24 protein-coding genes are annotated in these 23,786 nt (G+C 64.6%); 20 read left to right on the forward strand and 4 right to left on the reverse strand.

What is annotated here, in order from left to right:
- The first annotated feature begins 52 nt into the window (after positions 1-52).
- Positions 53-2,905, forward strand: coding sequence for an EAL domain-containing protein (locus tag RV1423_RS19945; RefSeq protein ID WP_034300454.1), 2,853 nt, complete (start codon positions 53-55; stop codon positions 2,903-2,905).
- Between the two features lie 19 nt (positions 2,906-2,924).
- Here the strand turns inward: RV1423_RS19945 and RV1423_RS19950 are convergent, their stop codons facing one another.
- The 3 genes from RV1423_RS19950 to RV1423_RS19960 form a co-directional block, all read right to left on the reverse strand.
- Positions 2,925-3,734 (reverse strand): metallophosphoesterase, encoded by an 810-nt coding sequence (locus RV1423_RS19950; protein ID WP_034300456.1) that lies wholly within the window; start codon positions 3,732-3,734, stop codon positions 2,925-2,927.
- A 1-nt stretch (position 3,735) separates the two neighbouring features.
- On the reverse strand, positions 3,736-4,668 hold the full coding sequence (locus RV1423_RS19955) for an AEC family transporter (RefSeq protein ID WP_034300458.1): 933 nt from the start codon (positions 4,666-4,668) through the stop codon (positions 3,736-3,738).
- Between the two features lie 156 nt (positions 4,669-4,824).
- Positions 4,825-5,481, reverse strand: a complete 657-nt coding sequence (locus RV1423_RS19960) for a TetR/AcrR family transcriptional regulator (RefSeq protein ID WP_231502431.1) — start codon at positions 5,479-5,481, stop codon at positions 4,825-4,827.
- Positions 5,482-5,840: 359 nt separating this feature from the next.
- Here RV1423_RS19960 and RV1423_RS19965 point away from each other — a divergent pair, with 359 nt between their 5' ends.
- The 19 genes from RV1423_RS19965 to RV1423_RS20055 all read left to right on the forward strand — a co-directional run bounded on the left by RV1423_RS19965 (position 5,841) and on the right by RV1423_RS20055 (position 22,376).
- Positions 5,841-7,118 carry an SRPBCC family protein gene (locus RV1423_RS19965; protein WP_034300460.1) on the forward strand — a complete coding sequence of 426 codons (1,278 nt, stop codon included), beginning with the start codon at positions 5,841-5,843 and terminating at the stop codon, positions 7,116-7,118.
- Between the two features lie 10 nt (positions 7,119-7,128).
- Positions 7,129-7,479 carry a hypothetical protein gene (locus RV1423_RS19970; RefSeq protein ID WP_034300462.1) on the forward strand — a complete coding sequence of 117 codons (351 nt, stop codon included), beginning with the start codon at positions 7,129-7,131 and terminating at the stop codon, positions 7,477-7,479.
- A 39-nt stretch (positions 7,480-7,518) separates the two neighbouring features.
- Complete coding sequence (locus RV1423_RS19975) at positions 7,519-7,932, forward strand: cupin domain-containing protein (protein WP_034300464.1); 414 nt, start codon at positions 7,519-7,521, stop codon at positions 7,930-7,932.
- Between the two features lies 1 nt (position 7,933).
- Positions 7,934-8,302, forward strand: coding sequence for a cupin domain-containing protein (locus RV1423_RS28625; RefSeq protein ID WP_051516806.1), 369 nt, complete (start codon positions 7,934-7,936; stop codon positions 8,300-8,302).
- Positions 8,299-9,531, forward strand: a complete 1,233-nt coding sequence (locus RV1423_RS19985) for an NAD(P)/FAD-dependent oxidoreductase (protein WP_034300466.1) — start codon at positions 8,299-8,301, stop codon at positions 9,529-9,531. Before RV1423_RS28625 ends, RV1423_RS19985 begins: the two co-directional genes overlap by 4 nt.
- On the forward strand, positions 9,528-10,094 hold the full coding sequence (locus RV1423_RS19990) for a nuclear transport factor 2 family protein (protein ID WP_034300468.1): 567 nt from the start codon (positions 9,528-9,530) through the stop codon (positions 10,092-10,094). Before RV1423_RS19985 ends, RV1423_RS19990 begins: the two co-directional genes overlap by 4 nt.
- On the forward strand, positions 10,091-10,954 hold the full coding sequence (locus RV1423_RS19995) for a dihydroorotate dehydrogenase electron transfer subunit (RefSeq protein ID WP_034300470.1): 864 nt from the start codon (positions 10,091-10,093) through the stop codon (positions 10,952-10,954). The genes RV1423_RS19990 and RV1423_RS19995 overlap by 4 nt, the downstream gene beginning before the upstream one ends.
- Positions 10,948-11,886 (forward strand): dihydroorotate dehydrogenase, encoded by a 939-nt coding sequence (locus RV1423_RS20000; protein WP_034300472.1) that lies wholly within the window; start codon positions 10,948-10,950, stop codon positions 11,884-11,886. Before RV1423_RS19995 ends, RV1423_RS20000 begins: the two co-directional genes overlap by 7 nt.
- The gene (locus RV1423_RS20005) at positions 11,883-12,221 is read left to right on the forward strand and encodes a non-heme iron oxygenase ferredoxin subunit (RefSeq protein ID WP_034300474.1); all 339 of its coding nucleotides are present in this window, start codon (positions 11,883-11,885) and stop codon (positions 12,219-12,221) included. The genes RV1423_RS20000 and RV1423_RS20005 overlap by 4 nt, the downstream gene beginning before the upstream one ends.
- 1 nt (position 12,222) lies before the next feature.
- The gene (locus RV1423_RS20010; protein WP_081768906.1) at positions 12,223-13,242 is read left to right on the forward strand and encodes an asparaginase; all 1,020 of its coding nucleotides are present in this window, start codon (positions 12,223-12,225) and stop codon (positions 13,240-13,242) included.
- Between the two features lie 40 nt (positions 13,243-13,282).
- The gene (locus RV1423_RS20015; protein ID WP_034300478.1) at positions 13,283-13,828 is read left to right on the forward strand and encodes a carbon monoxide dehydrogenase subunit G; all 546 of its coding nucleotides are present in this window, start codon (positions 13,283-13,285) and stop codon (positions 13,826-13,828) included.
- A gap of 72 nt (positions 13,829-13,900) precedes the next feature.
- A complete protein-coding gene (locus RV1423_RS20020; RefSeq protein WP_034300480.1) occupies positions 13,901-15,076 on the forward strand; it encodes an ABC transporter substrate-binding protein in 1,176 nt (391 codons plus the stop codon).
- A 12-nt stretch (positions 15,077-15,088) separates the two neighbouring features.
- Positions 15,089-15,997 (forward strand): branched-chain amino acid ABC transporter permease, encoded by a 909-nt coding sequence (locus RV1423_RS20025; protein ID WP_034300482.1) that lies wholly within the window; start codon positions 15,089-15,091, stop codon positions 15,995-15,997.
- Entirely contained in the window at positions 15,994-17,007 is a 1,014-nt protein-coding gene (locus RV1423_RS20030; RefSeq protein ID WP_034300484.1) for a branched-chain amino acid ABC transporter permease, read from the forward strand. The genes RV1423_RS20025 and RV1423_RS20030 overlap by 4 nt, the downstream gene beginning before the upstream one ends.
- Positions 17,004-17,774, forward strand: coding sequence for an ABC transporter ATP-binding protein (locus RV1423_RS20035; RefSeq protein WP_034300486.1), 771 nt, complete (start codon positions 17,004-17,006; stop codon positions 17,772-17,774). Before RV1423_RS20030 ends, RV1423_RS20035 begins: the two co-directional genes overlap by 4 nt.
- On the forward strand, positions 17,767-18,477 hold the full coding sequence (locus RV1423_RS20040) for an ABC transporter ATP-binding protein (protein WP_034300488.1): 711 nt from the start codon (positions 17,767-17,769) through the stop codon (positions 18,475-18,477). Before RV1423_RS20035 ends, RV1423_RS20040 begins: the two co-directional genes overlap by 8 nt.
- 89 nt (positions 18,478-18,566) lie before the next feature.
- A complete protein-coding gene (locus tag RV1423_RS20045) occupies positions 18,567-19,472 on the forward strand; it encodes a xanthine dehydrogenase family protein subunit M (RefSeq protein ID WP_051516807.1) in 906 nt (301 codons plus the stop codon).
- Positions 19,465-19,968, forward strand: coding sequence for a (2Fe-2S)-binding protein (locus tag RV1423_RS20050; RefSeq protein WP_051516808.1), 504 nt, complete (start codon positions 19,465-19,467; stop codon positions 19,966-19,968). The genes RV1423_RS20045 and RV1423_RS20050 overlap by 8 nt, the downstream gene beginning before the upstream one ends.
- Positions 19,965-22,376, forward strand: coding sequence for a xanthine dehydrogenase family protein molybdopterin-binding subunit (locus RV1423_RS20055; protein WP_034300490.1), 2,412 nt, complete (start codon positions 19,965-19,967; stop codon positions 22,374-22,376). Before RV1423_RS20050 ends, RV1423_RS20055 begins: the two co-directional genes overlap by 4 nt.
- A 226-nt stretch (positions 22,377-22,602) precedes the next feature.
- Here the strand turns inward: RV1423_RS20055 and RV1423_RS20060 are convergent, their stop codons facing one another.
- Positions 22,603-23,700: a porin gene (locus RV1423_RS20060; protein WP_034300493.1), complete on the reverse strand. Its 1,098-nt coding sequence runs from the start codon at positions 23,698-23,700 to the stop codon at positions 22,603-22,605.
- Positions 23,701-23,786: the final 86 nt, after the last annotated feature.

The raw sequence follows: 23,786 nt of genomic DNA on the forward strand, positions 1-23,786 counted from the left end.
GGAGCTGTGCGTTTATGATGGTCAGGGTTTGGCCACGGAAATGAGTTCCAGCATGTATAAAGCGATCAAACGCATAGGAGCTTCGATCTCGGTGTCGCTGACGCTGATCATCGGCTTCGGCGTGACCGCGCTGCTATTTCTGGGCACCTGCAAGCTTGAGGACGACGCCTTCAGTCTCGATTTCGAACGGCGCGTGATGATACGCGTGACCACGCTGCAGCGTGGTCTCGAAGAAGCCGTGCAGGTGTTGACCGTGATCAACCGCCTGTTCGCCACGATCGACAGCCCGACGCGCGACCAATTCCATACCTTTACCGAACCCCTGCTGGAAAAATATCCGCACGTGCAGGCATTCAGCTTCCAGCGCTTCGTTGCCGGCAGCGAACGCGCCGGCTTCGAGCGCCACATGCAAGCGACGTATCCGGGGTTCGGCATCTCCACGATGGTTGACGGAAAGATCGTGCCGGCGCCGCCGCGCGAGCGTTACCTCGTGGTCGATTACCTTGAGCCGATGCAGGGCAACCGTGCCGCGCTCGGCCTCGACCTATCGGGCAACGACGTCGTCATGCGGGCGCTGCAACAAGCCATCGAAAGCGGCAAGCCGGTCTCGACCGGCGCCTTGCGGCTGGCGCAGGCTTCCACCGACGAGCGCGGCTTGCTGGTGCTGGTGCCGGTATACCGCTACGGCATGCCGCTGAACACGGTGGCGCAGCGCCGGGCGGCGGTTGTCGGCGACACCACGGCGGTGTTTCATGCGCGCGTCCTGCTGCAAAGGATATTCAATGCCGTCGGTCCGCTCAGGAGCGAGGATGTCGAGGTCAGCGTCTACATCGGCACCTCCGCCGACACCGCCGACCTGGTCTACCGCAGCGACAACGCCGGCACCGGGACGTTGCTGCCCTCGTGGCTGGGCTATCGCAAGCCGCTGCATATCCGTCGTACGTTCAACATCGCCGGCCAGCCCTGGCATCTGGAAGCGAAATCGGCGCCGATAGCGCTGACCGCCAATCACGCGAATTCGCTGTTGATCCTCTGCGCCGGCACCTTGCTGACCTTGCTGGCGGCTGCCTATCTGTACACGCTGTCGATGCGTTCGCGCCGCATCCAGCGCACGGTCGAAGAGCGCACCGCCGAGCTGCGCCTGACCAACGTCCTGCTGAAGGAAGACATCCACGCGCGCCAGCAGGTCGAGCGCGCGCTGCAACTGCGCCAGCGCGCCATCGAGGCCAGCGCCAACGCCATCATCATCATGCAGGCGACGGCGCCGGACTATCCGATCGAGTACGTCAATCCCGCCTTCGAACGCATCACCGGCTATGGCGCCGGCGAGGTTGCGGGGCGCAGTATCCGCGTGCTGCAGAGCAAGGACGGCGACGCCCAGGGATTCGCCGATATCTGGAACGCCATGCGCGAGCAGCGCGAAGGCAATGTCGTGCTGCGCAGCCACAACAAGAACGGCGGGGAGATGTGGAACGATTTCTACATCGCGCCGGTGAAGAGCGACGACGGCCAGGTGACGCATTTCGTCGCGGCGCTGTACGACATCACCTCGATGAAGCGCTACGAAACCGAACTGGAATTCCAGGCCAACCGCGACGTGCTGACCGGCCTGGTCAACCGCAACATGCTGCGCAAGCTGCTGGAAGAAGCCATCGCCTATGCCGAACGCTACCAGCGCTCGCTGTGGGTGGTGTTCGTCGACCTCGACCGCTTCAAGTTCGTCAACGATTCGCTCGGCCACAAGGCCGGCGACGTGTTCCTGAAAACCATCGCAGGCAGGTTGCGCGCCGCCGTGCGCGACACCGACACCATTGCGCGCCTGGGCAGCGACGAGTTCGTCATCGTGATCTCGGAATACACCGGCGTCGGCCTCGACACGCGCCATCTGCAACGCATCCAGGAAGCCGTGGCGGCGCCGATGACGATCGAAGGACATACCTTCTTCCCGACCTGCAGCCTGGGCGTGGCGGCCTATCCCGACGACGGCCGCGATGCCGAGACGCTGGTCAAGCACGCCGACATCGCCATGTACCGGGCCAAGCAAAACGGCCGCGACAACTACCAGTTCTACACGCCCGCGATGAACGCGCAGGCGCTGGAACGCCTGCGCATCGAAGGCGACCTGCGCAGCGCGCTGGAGCGCAACGAATTCGTGCTGCATTACCAGCCCAAGATCGACCTGCGCAGCGGCGCGGTGGTCGGCATGGAAGCGCTGATCCGCTGGCAGCATCCGGAACTGGGCATGGTGTCGCCGGTGCGTTTCATCAGCCTGGCCGAAGAGACCGGGCTGATCCTGCCGATCGGGTCGTGGGTGATCCGCACCGCCTGCGCACAGACCAAGGCGTGGCAGGACGCCGGCTGGAGCAAGTTGCGCGTGTCGGTCAACCTGTCGGTGCGCCAGTTCGTGCAAAAGGACCTGGTGTCGTCGATCGCGGCGGTGCTGAAACAGACCGGATTGGACGCCGATTGCCTGGAACTTGAACTTACCGAAAGCCTGGTGATGAACGATGTCGAGCACGCCATCGGCATCCTGAGCGAACTCAAGGAACTCGGCGTGCGCCTGTCGATCGATGACTTCGGCACCGGTTATTCCAGCCTGGCCTATCTCAAGCGTTTTCCCATCGACGTGCTGAAAATCGACAAGTCGTTCGTGCGCGACATCACCGTCGATGCCGACGATGCCGCCATCACGGTGTCCATCATTTCGCTGGCCCACAGCCTGAAGCTGCACGTCATTGCGGAGGGCGTCGAAACGCAGGCGCAACTGTCCTATCTGCGCCTGCACGGTTGCGACGAGATGCAGGGATACCTGTTCAGCCCGCCGGTGCCGGCCGAGCGCTTCGGAGAATTGCTGCAGGAAAAGAGCGATACCGTCACCAGCACACTGGCGATCAGCTCGCGCTGACGGCCAGGGCCGCTCCGGTTCAGAGTTCGATCACCAGCCGCGCATCGAAGGCGGGATTTTCCCATTCGATATCGTCCAGCGTCGCCGCCTGTTTCAGGTTGAGCGCATAGCCGCGCGGGTTGGTGACGACGCGGCAACCCGCCGCCACGTAATCGAAACTGTCGTGCACATGGCCGTGTATCCACAGGTCGGCCTGCGCCAGCAACGGCGTCAGGTCGCTGATGAAGCCAGGATTGAGCGGCGAGCCGGCAAAACGTTCATGGATGGAATGCGGATGCACGCCGTGATGCGTGACGACCACCGTCTTGCCGTCGAAAGGCCGGGCCAGTTGTTCCTCCAGCCAGGCGCGCGACTGCCGGTGCAGTTGCAAGGCATGCTGCGGCGTGAAGAGGCCGCCGTCCGGCATGCCGATCACGCGGTGGTCGAACAGGATGTTGCCGGCCTGTTCCATCGCCGCCTGCGGCGTCAGCGCTTCCAGTTCCTTCTGCTGCAAGGCGTAGTCGGTCCACAGGCAGCAGCCCAGGAAACGCACGCCGCCGACGACGACCGCATTGTTCTCCAGGTGCCGGACATGGTCCTTGCTGGCCCGGGCGCTGCGGCGTATGTCGTCGACCACCTGCGGATATTGCGCGTGGTAAGCCTCGTGATTGCCGTGCACGTAGAGCACCGGCGCCGGCCAGTCGGCGAATGCGTCGATCGCTTCAGCGCCGTGATGGATGTCGCCGGCGATGACCAGCAGGTCGGCATCGGTCGGTTCGATGGCGCGATAGTCGGGGAACCTGGGCGTCATGCGCTCCAAGTGCAGGTCGGAGGCGATCTGGATTTTCATGTCAGTGGGCGATCCAGGCCAGGATCAGCGTGATCGTGACCAGCGAAGTGGTGGTGGAAATCAGGATGGCGCGCGACATCAGCGCCGCTTCGCGCCGGTAGAGTTCGGCCAGCATGAAGGGGCCGGTGCCGATCGGCATGGCCGACAGCAGCAGCGCCGTGTCCGCCCACAATTTGGGCAGCGGCAGTATCCAGTAGGCGAACACCGCCGTGATGGCGGGATGCAGCAGAAGCTTGAAGCCGACCAGCAAGCCCACCGAGCCGGATTGCTTGTCCCGTATCGGCTGCGCCAGGAACAGGCCGAGCGACACCAGCGCGCACGGACTGGCGGCCGCGCCCAGCAGCTTGAACAACTGTTGCACGCCGGCCGGCAGCGCATGGCCGCTCGCCGCCACCAGGCTGCCGAGCACGGGCGCGATCAGGATGGGATTGCGGATCAGCGAGTTGCCGGTCTTGAGCAGGCTGCGGCCGATGTGCTTCTCGGCGTGCAGGCAGATTTCCAGCAGCACGATGGCGATCGCAAACAGCAGGCAGGCGGTCATCACCATCGCGATCACGGCCGGCGGCATGCCCTCGCGTCCGAACGCCAGCAGGCACAGCGGAATGCCGATGAAGCCGACGTTGGCATAGGAAGTGCCGAGGCTGTCGATGATGATGTCGGCCGCCGCCGCGCCCTGGCGATATTTGATCCAGGCCGTCAGCACGAACACCACGGCGATGCCGACGGCGAACACCGCGATGAAGCGCAGGTTGCTGAAATCGGCCGGCGTCAGCCGCGCAATCGAGTCGAACAGCAGCGCCGGCAGGCCGAGATAGATGACAAAGCGGTTCAGCTCGCTGGCGGCGTTGACGCTGAGGATATTGCGCTTGCGGCAGAGATAGCCGAGGAAGATCAGCGCAAAAATCGGGAAAACGACATTGAAGATGGCGAGCATGAAGTGAGCGCAAGGCGGCAGGTGGCTGGCGGCGTGGATGGACTTGTCCGGACGATTGTAATGCGTTTTCTCCGGGCAAGCTTTTTCACGCTTTTTTCAACTGCAAGTGGCCGGCAACAACCCCGGCGCCACCGGCCCTGGCGGCGTCGGGCGCCATCAGGCCGATGCTTTGCCGGGAGCTTTCTTGCGAGGGTGCTTGGCGGCAGCCGCTTTGCTCGCCCCGACGGAGCGAGTTTCGCCGGCGTCGGCAATCAGCAGGTTGGTCATGATGTCGGCGATGGCGCCGATGTCGCGTACGTCACCCAGGTGCTGGTTGATGGTGAAACCGTCGAAGGCCATCCAGATCACATGCGCGAGCAGGTCATCTTTGACCAGGTGGGCGCGCTCTTCCGGCAGGCATTCAGCGACCAGCCCGGTCAGGAAACTCTCCACATCCATCAGCAGCGTGTTGGGCTTGGCCATGCCCTGGGGCGAGACGGCCAGGGCTTCGATCAGCGCGTTGGCGAAGGAGTGGTCGGCGGCCGGGATATCGCCCCAGATGCCGGTGAAGATACGGCGCAGACGCGAACGCGGGGTGCGGAACTTGCGCACCGAATCGGCCAGTGCCGCAAGCTGCTGTTCCAGCCAGGGCTTGTAGATTTCATAGAGGATGGCCAGCTTGGAATCGAAATACACATAAAGGTTGGCCACGGTCATGTTCGACGTGCGGGCGATCTCGGCCATGGTGGTGGGCGTGTAACCCTTGCGCGAGAACAGGTCGAAGGCCGATTCCAGGATGGCTTCGCGCATCCCGCTTTTTTTGATTTGCGCCACGGTTCCTCTTGAAAGCTGGTGAAGATGCCGGCGATTCTAGCATGCAATGTTGTGCGGCCGCTGCGCCAGGCGGTGGATTTTTGGATCACCAAAGCGGTGAAATTGATAAATGATATTCGCTAATGCGCCTGATTGTGGTGCGAAACTCCTGCTTTCCCGCATTCCTTGAAAATATTGTGGTGCAGCATGACTGTGGCGGAATGGCAGCCGTTTTTATTGGCCAAAAACAATTGCCATGATTGAGATCAAAAATGCTTGACATTCATTTTTCGCGAATACAGAATGATGTTCGTTATTAAGGCTTTTTGTTCTGAGGCCCATGAGGAAAACGGGCCCGCCATCCACGATTGAGAGAGCTCATGAATAAAGTCATCAAGCTGCATTTGCACGACCGCTATCCCGAGCTGGGCAAGGGGCCGGTGCCGGTCGAGCCGTATATCTCGGCCCCGTACTTCGACAAGGAGCAGGCCAGGATCTTCAAGAAGACCTGGCTGCACGTCGGCCGCGTGGAGGAGATCCCCAATGCCGGCGACTACTTCGTCAAGGATCTGGATGCTTGTGAAGCGTCGATCATCGTCGTGCGAGACAAGAAGGGCGGCATCAACGCCATGCACAACGTCTGCTCGCACCGCATGAACCAGATCGTCTACGAGAAGCGCGGCCAGGCGCGCAAGTTCTTCTGCAAGTTCCATGGCTGGGCTTACGACCTGGAAGGCAATCTCACCGGCGTGCCGGAGGAAGAATCCTTCTTCGACTTCGACAAATGCGACCACGGCCTGTCCCGGGTTGCCTGCGATGTCTGGCAGGGTTTTATCTTCATCAACCTCGATCCCGAACCCGCGCTGTCGCTGGCCGATTTCATGAAGCCGATGTTCGGCGACATCGAAGGCTATCCATTCGACAAAATCACCACCGGTTTCCAATGGACCACGGTGGTCAACTGCAACTGGAAACTGGCGCTGGACGCCTTCCAGGAGGCCTACCATGTGGCCTACGTACATGGCCGTTCGATTGCCGACGCCATCGATACTGCCGCCGATGGCGCCATGCCGCCGCTCGATGCCCAGTGCGGTGAATTCCATCGCCGGCTGTCGATTGCGGGCAATCCCAAGTCGGTGTACGGCAATCCCAATGCGGTGACTGCCGGCGGCGAGGCGGCCAGGCAGACCATTGCCGACTCCGCTGCGAAAAAACCGATCGCCGCGGCCGCCCTGCGCGCCGGCATGGGCGCGGCCAGCTACCACTTCCGCAAGGAAGACCTGCCCCGCGGCATGAACTGGACCGGCCATGAAAACTGGCTGTTCGACATCAACGTGGTGTTCCCCGACTTCTACCTGTCGTTGCGTCCGAACTACTTCCAGGCCTATAACTTCCGCCCGATTTCGCAAGGCAAGACCCTGCTGGAAGCGCGTGTGTATTACCCGGAAATGAAGACCGCGGGCGGCCGCTTCTACCTCGAGTACATGAAGGTCGCGCTGCGTGACGTGCTGCTGGAAGACCTCAGCACGCTGGAGCGCACCCAGACCGCGGTGCAGACCGGCATCAAGAAGGAAATGCTGCTGCAGGACTTCGAGCTGCTGGTGCGCCATGGCGCCTACGTGGTCGACCGCATTGTCAACGAACAAACCAAGGCGTGAGGAACAGGACATGACCACTCCCCAACAACTGCCCGCGCAATTCGCGCACCTGTCGCCATTCATCGGCTGGAGCCTGGCGACCGAAACCGAACGCACCCGCATGCGCAACACCAGCGCCATGAGCGACATCATCGCCTTCAAGGACGCGATGCTGGCCGACGTGGATGCCATCGTCGCCTATCTCAACGCGTTCCCGCTGGAGGCCATGCCTCCGCGAGAGGCGGCGTTGATGCACATGCTGCTGTCGCTGGCCGAAGTCGCACCGGCGGTGGAGGCTTATAACCAGCCTGGCGTGGTCGACGGCTATGCGTTCTCGCGCTTCGCCGCCGACGAAAATTTCATCATGCGTCCGCCGATCTGAGGCGTTCCCGATTCACGCTATTCCAGCCAGGAGCACACCATGCCCAAATGCAGGATCTTCGCCATCGATGACAACCTGAAGGAAATCGTCGCCGACGGTTTGTACGGCAAGCACATGTTCGGCGCAACAGTCAGCGTGGCGGTGGTCAAGTTCGTCGAAGAGAAAGGCCGCGACCTGCCTGCCAAGTCGCACAGCCATGGCGAAGAGGCTTCGCTGCAACTGAGCGGCGGCTGCTCGGTGTTCGAGAGCAGCGACAGCGAACAGAGCGACTGGGAATCGGTGATGGACAGCGGCGACGCCCTGATCATTCCCGCCGGCACCATGCACTACGGCAGCAACCGCTTCGGCCCGGAAGGCGTGTCGCTGCGCCTGAACGTCGTGACGCCGGCCCGCAAGGAATACGGCCCGGAAGATTCCACCCCTTATTACCCCCTGAAGGGCAGGAGCAACTGACATGATCGCGCAACAACAACTCGCCGCGGGCGAGCGCCATTGCGAACGTCTCGAGATCGACTGGCAGGCGCCGGGCGCGCCTTCGCAATCGGCGATCGTCGACGGCGAGCACCTGTCCATCGGCATCTCCACCTATACCTGCGGGGAGCAAAGCGAGGCGGCGGCCGATCCCCAGGGCGAGGAAGTGGCGACCGTGCTGGCCGGCAGTTTCCTGGTGGAGGCCGCCGGCGAACGTTACGAATTGTCGCCGGGCGAAGGCATCATCATTCCGCCTCGCGAGCCGCGCCGCTGGACCTGCCAGAGCGAACGAGGCGCCTTGTACCGTGTCATCACCAGGCTCGACAATCCGCCGCCGCAGGAGCCGACATGAGCGCGCCGCACGTATTGATCGCGGGCGCCGGGCATGCAGGCGGACGCGTGGCGCAAGCGCTGCGTGCGGCCGGCTTCACGGGCCGCGTCACCATGGTCGGCGAAGAGTCGCATGCCCCCTACGAGCGGCCGGCCCTGTCCAAGGAATTGCTGCTGGGCCGGAAGACCGTGGGAGAAATCATGCTGGAGCCGCGCGAATTCTGGCGCGATGAACAGCAGGTCGCCGCCGTGAACGGCCGCATCGCGGCGGTCGGCGCCGACCGCGTGGCGCGCCTTGACAGCGGTGAAACCATCGCCTTCGACATCCTGGTGGTCGCTGCCGGCGGCCATGCCCGCAAGCTGACCGTCGTCGGCGGCGATCTTCCCGAGGTACGCACCCTGCGCAGCATCGACGATTGCCTGGCCTTGCGCGGCGCCCTGGCCGAAGGCCGCCGGCTGCTGGTGATCGGCGGCGGCGTGATCGGCATGGAGGCGGCCTCATCGGCGGCCGCGCTCGGCATGCATGTCACCGTGCTCGAAACGGGGCCGCGCATCATGGCGCGCTGCTTGCCGCCGGAAGGTTCGCGGTGGTTACAGGCGCTGCATGAAGAGCGCGGCGTACGGGTGGAGACCGGCGTCGCGGTCGAGGCCATCCGGCGTGCGGATGGTGTGTTGTCGGCGCAGGCGAGCCGTGCCGGCCAGGCACTGCAGTTCGATGCGGACCTCGTGCTGGCCGCAGTCGGCATCACGCCGGCCACGGCTTTCCTTGCGGGCAGCGGCGTGGCGCTCGACAACGGCGTGCTTACCGATGCCCGGTGCCGCAACCCGGCCGCGCCCTGGTGCTACGCCGTGGGCGATATCGCCAACAGCTTCAATCCGCTCTACGGCCGCCATGTGCGCCAGGAAACCTGGCGCAACGCAGAGAACCAGGCGCGCGCCGTCGCGGCGTCCATCATGGGAAGCGGCGAGGCGTATGAAGAGATGCCCTGGATGTGGACCGACCAGCACGAACGCAATATCCAGGTGGTCGGCATCTATACCCCGGGCGACCTGGTGGTGTCGCGGATTGCCCCGGGCGAACAGGGCGGGGTCCTGTTGTGGCTGCATGAGGGCAAGGTGGCCGGCGGCATGCTGGTCGACTGCGGCCGCGAACGCAAGCAGCTCGAAATCCTGGCGCGGCGCCAGGCCGAGGTCGAACCGGCAACGCTGAGCGACACCGCGATTTCGCTCAAGGAGCTGGCCCGCGCATGATGAACATGGAACAACGCCTGGCCGCGCTGGAAGCGGCCGAAGCCATCCGCCAGCTCAAGGCACGTTACGCCAGCCTGGCCGACCAGAAATACACCGCCAGCTATCAGCGGCAGCCGGCGGTGCGCATGCACAAGATCGCGCGCGCCCAGGCCGCCTGCTTTACCGAAGACGCAGTCTGGGAAGGCGGCGCCGAATTCGGCTCCAGCCTGGTCGGGCGCGAAGCGCTGGCCGAATGGTTCAATCGCTCGCCATGGTGCTATGCGTTGCATTACTACGGCAGTCCGGAAATCACGGTCGACGGCGACAGCGCTTCCGCCCACTGGCGGTTATGGCAAGTCGCCCTGCGCGAAGAAACCAAGCAGGCGGTACTGCTGGGCGCGTTGACCTACGAGGAATATGCGCGCCAGCAAGACGGCAACTGGCTGTGTTCGCGCATGCGCTTCGACCAGACCCAGATGTTGCCGATGGCGGGCGGTCCTTTCCCGCTGGTGACTTCCTTCGAACAGATCAACGATGCCGCGCGGCGCGCATCGCTACCCATCAACCAAGCATCCACATCATGATCAAAAGCATCCAAGCCAACACGGCAGCGCCAGGAGGGAACGCCTGCGGCGATTTTCCGATCGCAGAAAACCTGTGCGAGGTCATCAGCAACGAATGGGTCAACGCCGAATACAAGCACCTTGTATTGAAAGCGCCCAAGGTCGCCCTGGCGGTCCTGCCCGGCCAGTTCTTCCACCTCAGTTGCCCGCCCTCGGGCAACGATGCGCCTTACCTGCGCCGGCCGATGAGCCTGTATCGCGTCAGCGTCGAGGCCGGCACCATCGAGTTCCTCTACAAGGTCCAGGGCGCCGGCACGCGCGGCCTGGCCACGCTGGAGCCGGGCGGCACGCTGGACGCCTTCGGCCCGGTCGGCAAAGGCTTTGCGTTGCCCGACGGCGCGCGCCATGTGCTGGTGCTGGCGCGCGGCGTCGGGCTGGCCACCATGGCGCCGCTGGCGCAATACGCGGTGGCGCGCGGCGCCCGCGTGACCGCCATCCTCAGCGCCCGTTCGCCGGCGTTGGTGATGTCGGAAGATTACCTGCGTTCGGTCGGCGCCGAGGTTATCGTGGTGCATGACCAGGATGGCAGCAGCGACATCGTCCATATTGAAAAAATGGTGCGTGAGCTGCATGCCGGCTTGCCTTTCGACCTGCTGACCACCTGCGGTTCGAACCGCTTCCTGCTGGCGCTGCAACGGTTGGGCAAGGAATTGGCAGTGCCGGCGCAAGTGGCGCTGGAACAGCACATGGGGTGTGCGCTAGGCATGTGCTTTGCCTGCGTGCGGCCGTTCCGCAAGGGAGCGGATTCGGAAAAGATGGGTTACAGGCGCGTGTGCTGGGATGGTCCGGTGTTCGACGCGCAGGAGACAGTGACATGGTAGACATGAGCGTATCGATCGGCAAACTGAGCCTGAACAACCCGGTGATGCCGGGTTCGGGCACCTTCGCCGAGGGCATGGCCAAGGTGATCGACATCAACCGCCTCGGGGCCATCGTCACCAAGACCATCACCAACGACCTGCGCGAGGGCAACACGCCGCCACGCGTGGCCGAACTCAACAATTCCACGCTGTTTTCCATCGGCATCCCCAGCAAGGGACCGGAGCATTACCTTGAAGAGCTGGTGCCTTTCTATCGTCGCTACTCGCCGCCGCTGGTGGCCAGCATCTCGGCCAACACGGTGGAGGAGTTCGGCGAGCTGGCCGCACGCATCAGCGTGCCCGGCGTGGTTGCGATCGAAGCCAATATCTCTTGCCCCAACCTGAAGAAGGATGGGATGGCGTTCGGCATGGATCCGCAAGCCACCGAAGCGGTGATCCGCGCGATGAAGCGCTGCACCGACCTGCAGATCTGGGCCAAGCTTTCGCCCAATGTCGGCAGCATCGCCGTCATCGCGCGTGCGGCCGAGCAGGGCGGGGCCGATGCCCTGGTCAGCTCCAACGCCATCCTCGCCATGGCCATCGACATCGATAGCCATCAACCCAAGGTCGCCAATCTGATGGGCGGCATCACGGGTGCGGCGACCAAGCCCATCCTTCTGCGCATGGCTTACCAGGCGGCGCAGGCGGTGAAGATCCCGGTCATCGGTTGCGGCGGCATCAGCAGTGCGGAGGATGCCATCGAATACCTGCTGGCCGGCTGCAGCGCGGTGCAGGTCGGCACCGCCAACTTCATCAGCCCCAACGCCATGCCGCGCATTATCGACGGCATCCAGGCGTATTGCGAACGGCGCGGCGTGACTCGTGTGCGCGACCTGGTCGGCGCCCTGAAAGTGCATGAAGCCAAGTTGCTGGAACTGAGGGCCGGCCTGTGAGCGCGCCATCGGAGGCGGTCGAAGGCTGGGTGGCGCTGGGCAGCATGGCCGAGGTGTTCGGTACCCGCGCCTGCCGTTCGATGAAGATCGAGGAAGTACAGATCGGCCTGTTCCTGGTCGACGGCCAGGTCTATGCCATCGACGACATCTGCAGCCACGGCAACGCCAGGCTCTCTGAAGGCGACGTCGATGGTTTCGAGGTGGAATGCCCCTTGCACGCCGGCCTGTTCGACCTTCGTTCGGGCAAGGCGCTGACCGCGCCGTTGACGCGCGACGTGCGCAGCCACGGCGTGCGGCGCGACGGCGATGCCTTGTTCATCAAGCTGGCGGACTGATATGGCAGGCAATCGCAACCGTCGCCCGAAAGTGGCCGTGATCGGTACCGGCGGCACCTTTGCCATGCATGCGCGCCATTGCTTCGACTGGGTCGAATATGGCGAAAGCGGCGTGGTGCATCCGATCGAGGCCCTGATTCCCCAGCTCGACGAGCTGGGGCTGGACATGGACGTGGTGCTGATCTCGTTTCGCATGATCGGCAGCACCGGCATCGTGCCGGCAGACTGGCTGGAACTGGCGCGGCTGATCGAGAAGACCGCGCGCGAAGATGATGGCATCGATGGCTTCGTGGTCACCCACGGTACGGCCACGTTGGAAGAAACGGCCTGGTTCCTGCAGTTGGCGCTGGACTTGCGCCAGCCGGTGGTGGTGACCGGCGCGCAGCGCCCGCAGAACACGTCGGGCAGCGATGCCCAGGCCAATCTGCGCGCCGCACTCTGCGTGGCCGCGGCGCCGCAGGCCGCCGGCATCGGCACGGTGGCGGTCATGGATGGCATGGTTTTTGCGGCACGCGATGTCACCAAGGCCGCCAGTTTCGAGCTTCACGCTTTCGAGGCGGCGCCCTATGGGCCGTTGGGGCGGGTCGATGCCGATGGCGCCGTGGTGCTGCGCCGCGCGACGGTGGCGGGCAGCGAGCGAATGTTGCGGCCGCTTGCACAGTGGCGGGAATTGCCGCGGGTGGACATGGTGGTGTCGTATGCAGGCGCCGATGGCGCCGCCATCGACGGCCTGCTGCGCGCCGGCACGCGCGGCATCATCAGCATCGGGCTGGCGCCGGGGCGTCCGGCCAACGGCGAACGCGCGGCGTTGCAGTGCGCGGTCAAGGCTGGCGTGGTGGTGGTGCAGGCCACACGCGCACCGCGCGGCGTGGTGCCGCCGCAGGATTTCCTGCGCCGCGACGGCGTGCTGGCCGGCGGCGACCTGGCGCCCGCCAAGCTGCGCATCCTGCTGATGCTGATCCTGGCTCACGCACCAACGCCCGACACGGCCGACATACAACGCCTGCTGCTGGCCCATTGAGGCCAGGCGGGAATCACCATTCAATAAGGAGCGCAGCACCATGGAAATGATTAGCGAACGCATCGTCCCCGCACTACGCCAGGCCGTCTGGGAAGCGCTGAACGCGCCCGAAACCCTGCGCGGCTGCATCGCCGGCTGCGAGAAGCTGGAACTGGTCGGCGAGAACGAATACGACGTCGCCATGGCGATCAAGATCGGCCCGGTGGCGGCAAAGTTCAAGGGCAGGATGACGCTCAGGGACATCGTCGCGCCGGATGCCTACGCCATCGTCTTCGAAGGGCAGGGCGGCATGGCCGGTTTCGCCAAGGGGACGGCGTCCGTGAAGCTGGCCGAGCCCGCCGAAGGCGAGGGCACGCTGCTGCAATACGAAGTGCGTGCACAGGTCGGCGGCAAGCTGGCGCAACTCGGCGCACGCCTCATCGACAGCTCGGCCAAAAAGATGGCCGACGACTTCTTCGCACGCTTCGTCAAGGTATTCGACCCTGCCGCCGAAGCGCCCGATGTCGCGGCCGAAACACCTCCCGCCGACGCGCCAGCGAAGGCGCCCGGAGCCGTCAGGAGCATGTGGTCGCGCATGACGCGTTGAGCCCGGCGCCTTCCCCTCCTACGCAGCAAGCAGCACCCGCAGTTCAACCTTACGCCACGAACAGGAATGAAGATGAATAAATCTGCTGAAGTGAAGTCGATGCTGGTCGCCATCGGCGCCATGGTGGTTTGCCTCAATGCGATGGCTGATGTGAAGATCGGCTTGTCGGGTCCGTTCTCAGGCCCGATGGCCGCCGACGGCCAGGAGTACATCGACGGCTTCGGCCTGGCCGTGGAGCAGTTGGGCGGCAAGCTCGGCGGCCAGCCGGTCACGGTGCTGCAAGGCGATGACCAGATGAAGCCGGACGTGGGCTCCCAGGTCATGCGCAAATTCATCGAGCTCGACCGCGTCGATGCCATCGTCGGCCTGGGTTATTCCAACATCATCATGGCCAACCTGCGCCGCCTGAAGGAGTCGGGCGTGGTGTCGATCGCGGTGGCCGGCGGCCCTTCGCCGATGGCCGGCGCGGAATGCGGCGCCAACGTGTTTTCCATCGCCTATCCCAATGACGGCTCGGGCGAGGCCATCGGCAAGCTGATGCAGGACAGGGGCTACAAGAACGTCTATCTGATGGGGCCCAATTACCAGGCCGGCAAGGACATGCTGGCCGGCTTCAAGCGCTGGTACAAGGGCGGCATCGCCGCCGAGGTTTACACCCAGATCAACCAGACCGACTATTCGGCTGAAATCACGCAACTGCAGATGAGCAAGATGGACGCCATCTTCATGTTCTATCCGGGCAGCATGGGCGTGAACTTTACCAAGCAGCTCAAGCAGGCCGGCGTGATCGGCAAGGTGCCGGTGTACTCCACCTTCACCGTTGACGGCACCAACCTGCCGGCGCTGCGCGAGGCGGCCGTGGGCGTCGTCAGCGGCAATACCTGGAATCCGGCGCTGGACAATCCCGCCAACGCGAAATTCGTCAAGGCCTTCGAAGCCAAGTACAAGCGCATGCCCAGCACCTATGCCGCCAACGCCTACGACGCGGCCTACCTGCTGGATGTGGCGGTACGCAAGGTCAATGGCAACACCGGCGACAAGGCGGCCTTCGCCGCCGCGGTCAAGGCCGCAGGCGCCGAATTCAAGTCCGTGCGCGGACCGTTCCGCTTCAATACCAACAACATGCCCATCGAGAATTACTACGCCTTCGAGATCGTCAAGGAAGGCGGCCAGGTCAAGGGCAAGCTGGTGGCCACGCCGCTGGTGGACCACAAGGATGCCTATGTCGGCGCCTGTCCGTTGAAGTGAGCGGAGCCTGCCATGCTACTGTTCGCGCAATTGCTCAACGGGCTGCAATACGGGGTCCTGCTGTTCCTGCTGGCAGCCGGCCTGACCCTGGTGTTCGGCATCATGAGCTTCGTCAACCTGGCCCACGGTTCGCTGTACATGATGGGCGCCTACATCGCGGCTTCGGTCGCCAACGCCACCGGCAGTTTCATGCTGGGGCTGGTCGCCGCGCTGGCCGGCTGCCTGGCCATCGGCGTGGCGCTGGAGCGCGTGGCGGTGGCGCGCCTGTATGGCAAGGACCACCTGAACCATGTGCTGGCGACCTTCGGCATGATCATGTTCTTCAATGAACTGTCGTCCATGCTATGGGGCAAGCAGCCGCTGTTCGTCTCGGTGCCGGAATTCCTCGACGGCAGCATCGATCTGTTCGGCATGGCTTACCCGCTGTACCGCTTCGCCGTGATCGCCGTGGGCCTGCTGGTCGCGGTGCTCTGCTATTGGATGATTCACCGGACGCGCCTGGGCATGCTCATCCGCGCCGGCGCCAACAATGCCGCGATGGTCGGCGCGCTGGGCATCAACATCAAGTTCCTCAATGCCTTGTTGTTCGCGGTCGGCGCGGCGTTGGCCGGATTGGCCGGCGCCGTGGCAGGCCCGATCCTGTCGGTGCAGGTGGGCATGGGCGAGCCGGTCCTGATCGCCACCTTCGTGGTGATCGTCATCGGCGGCATCGGCTCGGTCAAGGGCGCATTTTATTCGGCCCTGATTGTCGGTGTGGTCGACACCATGGGACGGGCCTTCCTGCCCATGGTCCTGCGTGAAATGGTCAGCCGCCAGTTGGCCGATGCGGCCGGCCCGGCGCTGGCTTCCCTTTTGATCTACCTGCTGATGGCGACCGTACTGGCGTTGCGTCCGCAGGGCCTTTTCGTGGCCAAGCGATGAATCCTATTCTGTCCCGTCCCAGCCAGTGGTTGCCGCTGTTGCTGCTGCTGGCCTTCCTGTTCGTTCCGCCGGCAGCCGCCGCGCTGGGGGCGCAATTCTATGTCGGTTTCCTGGCGCGCATCCTGGTGTACGCATTGGCCGCCAGCGCCCTCAACCTGGTGCTGGGCTACGCCGGCCTGATCGGCTTCGGCCATGCGCTGTTCGTCGGCCTGGGCGCCTATTGCGTATCGCTGGCGTCGCTGGCCGGGGTGGAGTCGGCCTGGCCGCAGTTGCTTCTGGTGCTGCTCTCGTGCGCCTGTACGGGACTTGTCACCGGCGCCATCAGCCTGCGTACGCGCGGCATCGGCTTCATCATGATCACCTTGGCGTTTTCGCAGATGGGTTATTTCGTCTTCGTCAGCCTGAAGCAGTTCGGCGGCGACGACGGCATGTCCATCATCGCTACCAGCCGGCTGGGAGCGGGCATCGACCTGGGGGCGGCCACGCCGTTGTTCTACGCCGCCTGGCTGGTGCTGGCCGCCACGCTGCTGTGGATGCACAAGCTGCGCAGCGCGCCTTTCGGCATGGCCCTGCGCGGCTCGCGCCAGAACCTGGCGCGGGTCAATGCGTTGGGCTTTCCCGCCAAGCGCTTCCAACTGATCGTCTATGTGATATCGGCCGTGCTGTGCGGCTTATCCGGCTTCCTGCTGGCCAACCTGAACGCCTATGCGTCTCCCGGCCTGATGAGCTGGCAAGTCTCGGGCGAGCTGATCGTGATGGTGGTGATGGGCGGCATGGGAACGGTATTCGGTCCGTTGCTTGGGGCGCTCGCCTTCATCGGCATCGAAGAAATCATGAAGTCTTATACCGACCATTGGATGCTGGTGTTCGGCCCCATGATCGTGGTGATCGCGCTGGCCGGTCGCGATGGTCTGATGGGCGCGCTGGTCTGGCTCGATGCTTGGCGCTCGCGCCCGGCGCGCAAGGCGGCAATCGGCAACATCGCTCCGGCCAACGGAGGCGAACGATGATCGGCTTGCGTACCCAAGGCTTGACCAAGCGCTTCGGCGGCCTGCTGGTCACCGACGATGTCTCGCTGGATATCCGCCCCGGCGAGCTGCATGCCATCATCGGACCCAATGGCGCCGGCAAGACCACGCTGGTCAATCAGCTCTCCGGCGAACTGCGGCCCGACGCCGGCGCAGTCTGGCTCGGCGATGAGGATGTCACCGCGGTTCCGCTGCACGGGCGCGCCTGCCGCGGCTTGCTGCGTTCTTACCAGATCACGTCCATCTTCGAGGAATTCACCGTGCTGGAGAACGCCGTGCTGGCCGCAATCGGCGCCAAGGGCGGCGGCTATGGCTTCTGGCGCGCGATGATGGGGCAGGAGGACGCCCGTCGCCAGGCCGAGGACGCCCTGCACGCAACGCGCCTGGAAGCGCGCCGCGATGCGGCCGCCGGCGAACTCGGCTATGGCGAACGACGCCAGTTGGAGCTGGCCATGGCGTTGGCGGCGCAGCCGCGGCTGCTGTTGCTGGACGAGCCGATGGCCGGCATGAGCATCGAAGAATCGGCGGCGGTGGTACAACTCTTGCAATCGCTCAAGGGGCGCTATTCGATGTTGCTTATCGAACACGACATGGATGCCGTGTTCGCCCTGGCCGACCGCATCACGGTACTGGTATCGGGGCGCGCCGCCTTCTGCGGCACCCCCGACGAGATTCGCAACCATCCTGAAGTCCGCGCCATCTACCTGGGCGATGAACAAGGTGAATTCACGGGAGTCGCCCATGGCTGAACTGTTAGGCATTCGCGGCTTGCAAGCCGCTTACGGACAAGCCCAGGCCTTGTTCGATATCTCGCTGGAGCTGGCCGAAGGGGAGGTGATCACTTTGCTGGGGCGCAACGGCATGGGGCGCTCCACTACCGTCAAATGCCTGTTCGGCCTGTTGCCGGCCAAGGCCGGCAGCATCAGTTTCGGCGGCGAGCGCATCGAGCGCCTGCCCTGCCATGAAGTCGCGCGGCGCGGGCTGGGGCTGGTGCCGGAAGGGCGGCAGATCTTCGCCGACCTGACGGTGGAAGAGAACCTGGTCGCCACCGCGCGCGCCGGTTGCGGAAAACAGCGCCGCTGGAACCTGAAGCGCGTCTATGAATTCTTTCCGCGCCTGGCCGAGCGGCGCCAGAACATGGGGGCGCAGCTCTCCGGCGGCGAGCAGCAGATGCTGGCAATCTCGCGGGCGCTGATGACAAATCCTTCGCTGCTGGTGCTGGACGAAGCCACGGAAGGCCTGGCGCCGGTAGCGCGCGCCGACATCTGGCGCGCGCTGCATGAATTGAAGCGCGAAGGCTTGTCGATGATCGTCATCGACAAGAACATCCAGTCGCTGATGACGCTGGCCGATCGCCATTACGTCATCGAAAAGGGCCGTGTGGCCTGGAGCGGCGGCTCGCAGCAATTGCGCGACGACCCGGCGCTGGTGCATCGTTACATGGGGGTCTAGCTGCCGCGTGTGTTGCGCCGCAGCTTTCACCGGCGCGCGGTAACTGTTAGTTTTTTGGGTTTCACGGTTTTGACTGTATCGGAATTTGCATGAAGGCTTCCGGCTTCCACTATGCCCGTCCCTCTTCGGTCGAAGAGGCTTGCGCGCTGCTGGCCGAATATGGCGGCGACGCCCGCATTCTGGCCGGCGGCCAGAGTATGTTCGCCACCCTCAACCTGCGTCTGTCGGCGCCGGCCTTGTTGATCGACATCAACCGCATCGAGTCGCTCAAGGGCATCGTGGTGGCCGAAGATGGCAGCTACGTGCGCATCGGCGCGCTGGTGCGCCATGCCGAAACCGCAGCGTCGATCGAGGTGGCGCGCCACCTGCCGCTCATTGCCATGGCGATGCGCCACGTCGCGCATCCGGCCGTGCGCAACCGCGGCACCACCTGCGGCAGTCTGGCGCTGGCCGATCCCTCGGCCGAGATGCCGGCCTGCGCCGTTACGCTCGATGCATTGCTGATCTTGCAAAGTCGCGATGGAGGCGTGCGCCAAGTGCCGGCCGTGGATTATTTCTTCGGCCTGTATGAAACCGCGCGGCGCGACGACGAAATGCTGGTGGAGGTGTTGTATCCCTCGTGCCTGGAGGATGAGGTCTGCGGCTTCGATGAGCTGAGCCGCCGCCATGGCGATTTCGCCATGGTCGGTGTGGCGGCGAGGGCCAGTTTCAATGAAGGCGTCATCAGCAATCTGCGTCTGACCACCTTCGCCACCGATCCCCGGCCCATCCTCTCGGAAGCCGCCGCCGCGCTGGCCGAAGGCCAGGCCTGGAGCGAGGCATTGGGCGAGGCCGTCGCCGAGGCCGCGGTGGCCGAACTCAATCCCGACGAAAACCATTTCGGCAGCCCGGCCGTCAAGCGCCTGCAGGCGCGCGCCATGATCCGCCGCGTGCTGTCGTCCACCTTCAATGTTCCCCGCCAGCCTGCCGCCACTATCGGAGTCACTCATGGATGACGCGCTCATCGCCACCGATATCGTCACCGATGTCGCTGAAATTTCCTTCATCCTCAATGGCCGGCCTGCCGCCCATAGCGTGCCGGTGCGCCGCAACCTGGTCGATTTCCTGCGCCAGGACCTGGGCCTGACGGCCGCGCACGTCGGCTGCGAAGCCGGCGTGTGCGGCGCCTGCAATGTGCGTGTCGACGGCGCCGTGGTGCGCGGCTGCCTGATGCTGGCGGTGCAGGTTGACGGGTTGGAAGTGGACACCATCGAAGGCTTGTCCGATTCCGGCGAGATCGCCGGCCTGCAGCGCGCCTTCGTCGCCCGCAACGCCATGCAGTGCGGTTTTTGCACGCCGGGGATGCTGATGACCGCGTGCGAACTGCTTAAGCATAACAACTGCCCCAGCCGTGAAGAGATCCGCGACGCCATCTCCGGCAATTATTGCCGGTGTACGGGTTATCAGGCCATTGTCGACGCCATCGAGACCGCCAGCGGGGAGCAGCCATGAAGGACACTGCGCGCCAGGCCGAAGGCCAGTGGATAGGCCGCAGCGTCGCCCGTCCCGATGCCGAGCGTTTCGTCGCCGGACGCGGACGCTACCTCGACGATATTGCGCTGGCCGGCATGCAGCATGTGGCGTTTTATCGCAGCCCTTTCGCTCGTGCGCGCTTCCATTCGCTCAATGTGGACAACGCCGCGGCCATGCCGGGCGTGCTGGCGGTGTTCACCGGGGCCGACCTGGCCCGGGTGTGCGCATCGTGGACCACGCGCTTTGCGATGTGGCCATCGCATGTGTCGGCCCCGCAGAATCCGCTGGCCATCGATGAAGCGTATTGGCAGGGCGAGGCGGTGGTGGCGGTAGTCGCCGCGACCCGTGCCCAGGCGGAGGATGCGCTGGAGGCCATCGAGATCGATTGGGAAGAAGGAGAGCCGGTGGTGGATGCCGCCGCCGCCCTGGAGCCGGGTGCCAGGCCCTGCCACCCGGCCATTCAGCACAATCTGGCGCTGGATCGCAACACCAGCAAGGGCGACCTGGACGCCGCTTTCGGCGGTGCGGCGCATGTGGCCGGCCGGCGTTTCGAATTCGGCCGCCAGACCGGCGTGCCGCTGGAGCCGCGCGGCATCCTGGCCAGCTTCGACCGGCGCACCGGCGAGCTGGAGGTCTACCAGTCGCACCAGGTGCCGTTCCAGATGCAGGACATCTTCGCCACCCAGCTCAACCTGCCGTTGGACAAGGTCCGGGTGATGAGCCCGGATGTGGGAGGCGCTTTCGGCATCAAGCTGCACGCCTACGCCGACGAGATCGCCGTGGCCGCCATCGCCATGTTGCTGGGGCGGCCGGTCAAGTTCCAGGCCGACCGGCTGGAGTCGTTCGTGTCCGACGTGCATGCCCGCGATGCCAGCGCGCAGGCGCGCCTGGCAGTGGATGCCGACGGCCGCATCCGCGGATTGGACGTGGATTTGCTGTTCTGTTTCGGCGCCGTCTCGGCCTATCCTCGCTCCAGCATCGGTGAAGCCTTGCAGGCGCTGGACCTGTGCGGTTCGGCCTACCAGGTGCCGGCGTTTCGCGGCCGCGTGCGCGGCGCCTTCGTCAACAAGGTGCCCACCGGCGCCTATCGGGCGGTCGGCCAACCGATCGCCAGCGCCATCATCGAACAGTTGCTTGACGACGCGGCTGCCGGCATCGGCATCGACCCGGTGGAAATCCGCCGCAAGAACCATCTGCCCGCACGTCCCGATGACGCGCCGCTGCTGCCGTCGGCCGCCGGTATTCCGCTCGGCCCCTTGTCGCTGGATGCCTGCCTCGACCAGCTCTTGACGAACATGGATTACAGCGGCCTGCGCCTGGCCCAGGATAGCTTGCGCGGCAAAGGCATCTACCGCGGTATCGGGCTGTGCACCTTCGTTGAACTGACCGGCGTGGGCGCCGGGCTGTACGGTCCCAACCAGGTGCGCGTGGCGGGAAAGGAGGGCGTTCGCCTGACGTTGCAGCCGTCGGGAAAGATCGTGTGCCGCACCAGCGCTACCGATCAGGGCCAGGGGACGCGCACCGGCCTGACCCAGATCATCGCCCAGGCCATGGGAACGTCGCTGGACGACGTGGCGGTGGCGGCCGGCGACACCGGACGCGATCCGCTGGGTGGCGGGGCCTGGGCTTCGCGCGGCATTTCGCTGGCCGGCGAAGCCGCCTTGCTGGCTGCGGCGCAGTTGCGCGCCAACATCCTGGCCATCGCCGCGTCCCTGGCGGGCATTGACGCCGCCACGCTCGGCATCGAAGACGGCGTGGTGGTCGATGGCGAAGGCCTGCGCCTCTACACGCTGCAGGAGATCGCGCTGCGCGCGCACTATGATTCCACCGGCATCAAGCTGTCGAGCATTCCCGAGATGAGCGTCGAGCGCAGCTACGCGCCCGCCGGCAAACCATATTTCGCTGCCAACGGCATCCAGGCCGCGCATGTCGAAGTCGACATCGAGACCGGCCTGGTCAAGGTGCTGGATGTCTGGGTGGTGGAAGACTGCGGACGCATCGTCAATCCGCTGCTGACGGACGAGCAGGTGCGCGGCGGGGTGGTGCAGGGCATAGGCGCCGCGCTCTACGAGCATTGCATCTACTCCGACACCGGCCAGATGAGCAATGCCTCACTGGCCGACTATCTGATCCCCATGGCCTCGGAGATGCCGCAGATCCATGTCGGCCACGTCAGTACGCCCGAGCGTGAAACCAGCCTGGGCGCCAAGGGCGTGGGCGAGGCCGGCACCGTGGGCGCGATCGGCGCGATCTGGTGCGCCGTCAACGATGCGTTGCGGCCGACTTCGCAGGCGGTGTGGCGCCAGCCGTTCACGCCGGCGCATGTGCTGGATGTGCTTCATCATTCCGAAGCACGCCAGCAGCCGGTCAAGATGCGCCCGTTCTGAGGGCCGTTGCCAGGCTGTTGCGCAGCGCCGGCTTGCCGGCGCTTTTTTTTGCCTGTTCAGGGCATTCCGGCGCGCCCATAAAAAAACGGGACATGCATTGGCATGCCCCGCAAAAGAGGGACCTCAAAACAAACGAAAAAACTACCGGTGCTGCCGTGCTGCTTGCTCCCGCCGCTGCGGTCGCGGCCAGCCATGCGGGATGGCGGGCCTTGCCGCAGCAGCCGGTTCAGAAGGTGTGGCGGATGCCCGCCATCACGCTGGACTGGTTCTGGCCGGCGCCCACGGTACTGCCCGAGCTGACGGCAATGGCCGCGTTGCCGCGGTTCTTGATATACGCGTAGGAGGCATACAGGCTGGTGCGCTTGGACAGGTAGTAAATCGCACGGGCGGTGCCCAGCGTGCTGTCGTCCGGCGAGTTGCGGGTGTCCAGATGGGCGACCTGGCCTTCGATCTGCAATGCCGGCGACAGCGGATAGCTGGCGCCAAGGTACCAGAGGTTGTAGTTGATATCGACGGCGCGTTGCAGATGGCGGGCGATCAGGCCGCCGCCGAGCTTCAGGTCGCCAACCTTGAACCAGCCGTTGAACGAAGCGCGGTTGTCCTTGTAGTTGCTGCTGGTCAGCAGGTTGCCTGCGCCGGGACCGCCGCGCAAGGTGTCGTAGGCGGTGGCGACGCCCCAGGTGGCGGTGTCGTACTTGACCAGGGCCGTCCATTGCTTACAGGCCTGGAAGTCGCCGGCAGTTTCACCCGCGCAACTGGTGGCCGCGGGACCGCCGGCGGTCGAGGTGTCGCGGCCGAAGCTGTAGGTTGCGCCGACGGTGGTGTTGCCGATCTTGTTCATGTAACCCAGGGCATTGTCGCTGCGGGTGTTGGGCAGGTAGGAGTCCATGTTGGACAGGCCGTGGTTGGCGGGTCCCATGATGTCGGCGTTGATCATCGAGATGGCTGTCATGTTGTACTGGCGGCCCAGCGTGACCGTGCCCCATACGGAATCGGCGAGGCCCACGTTAGACTGGCGGCCGAACAGGCGGTTGCCTTGGCCCATGCCGCCGGTGGTGGGAACGAAGCCGCTTTCCAGGTTGAAGAAGGCGCGCAGGCCGCCGCCCAGCTCTTCCGTGCCGCGAAAGCCGATGCGCGAAGGCAGCAGGCCGGTCAACGGCAGCGTGCGCAGCTTGCCCTGGCCCGCGGCATTGGTGTGGTTGAGGTATTCGACGCCGGTATCGATGATGCCGTAGATGGTAACGCTGCTCTGGGCCACGGCCGCGGCGCTTGCCGCGCCGAGGAAGAGCCCGGTGCAGACCGCGGCTGACAAACTTTTTTTCACTTTTAGTTCCCCTTCAAGTTGATAGTCGAGACGTCTTTGGAAACCACCGGCGACGGTGGGCGTACTGGTGAATCAGACTGCAATGC

The sequence above is a fragment of the Herbaspirillum sp. RV1423 genome (assembly GCF_000577615.1).
Taxonomy (GTDB): Bacteria; Pseudomonadota; Gammaproteobacteria; order Burkholderiales; family Burkholderiaceae_D; genus Herbaspirillum.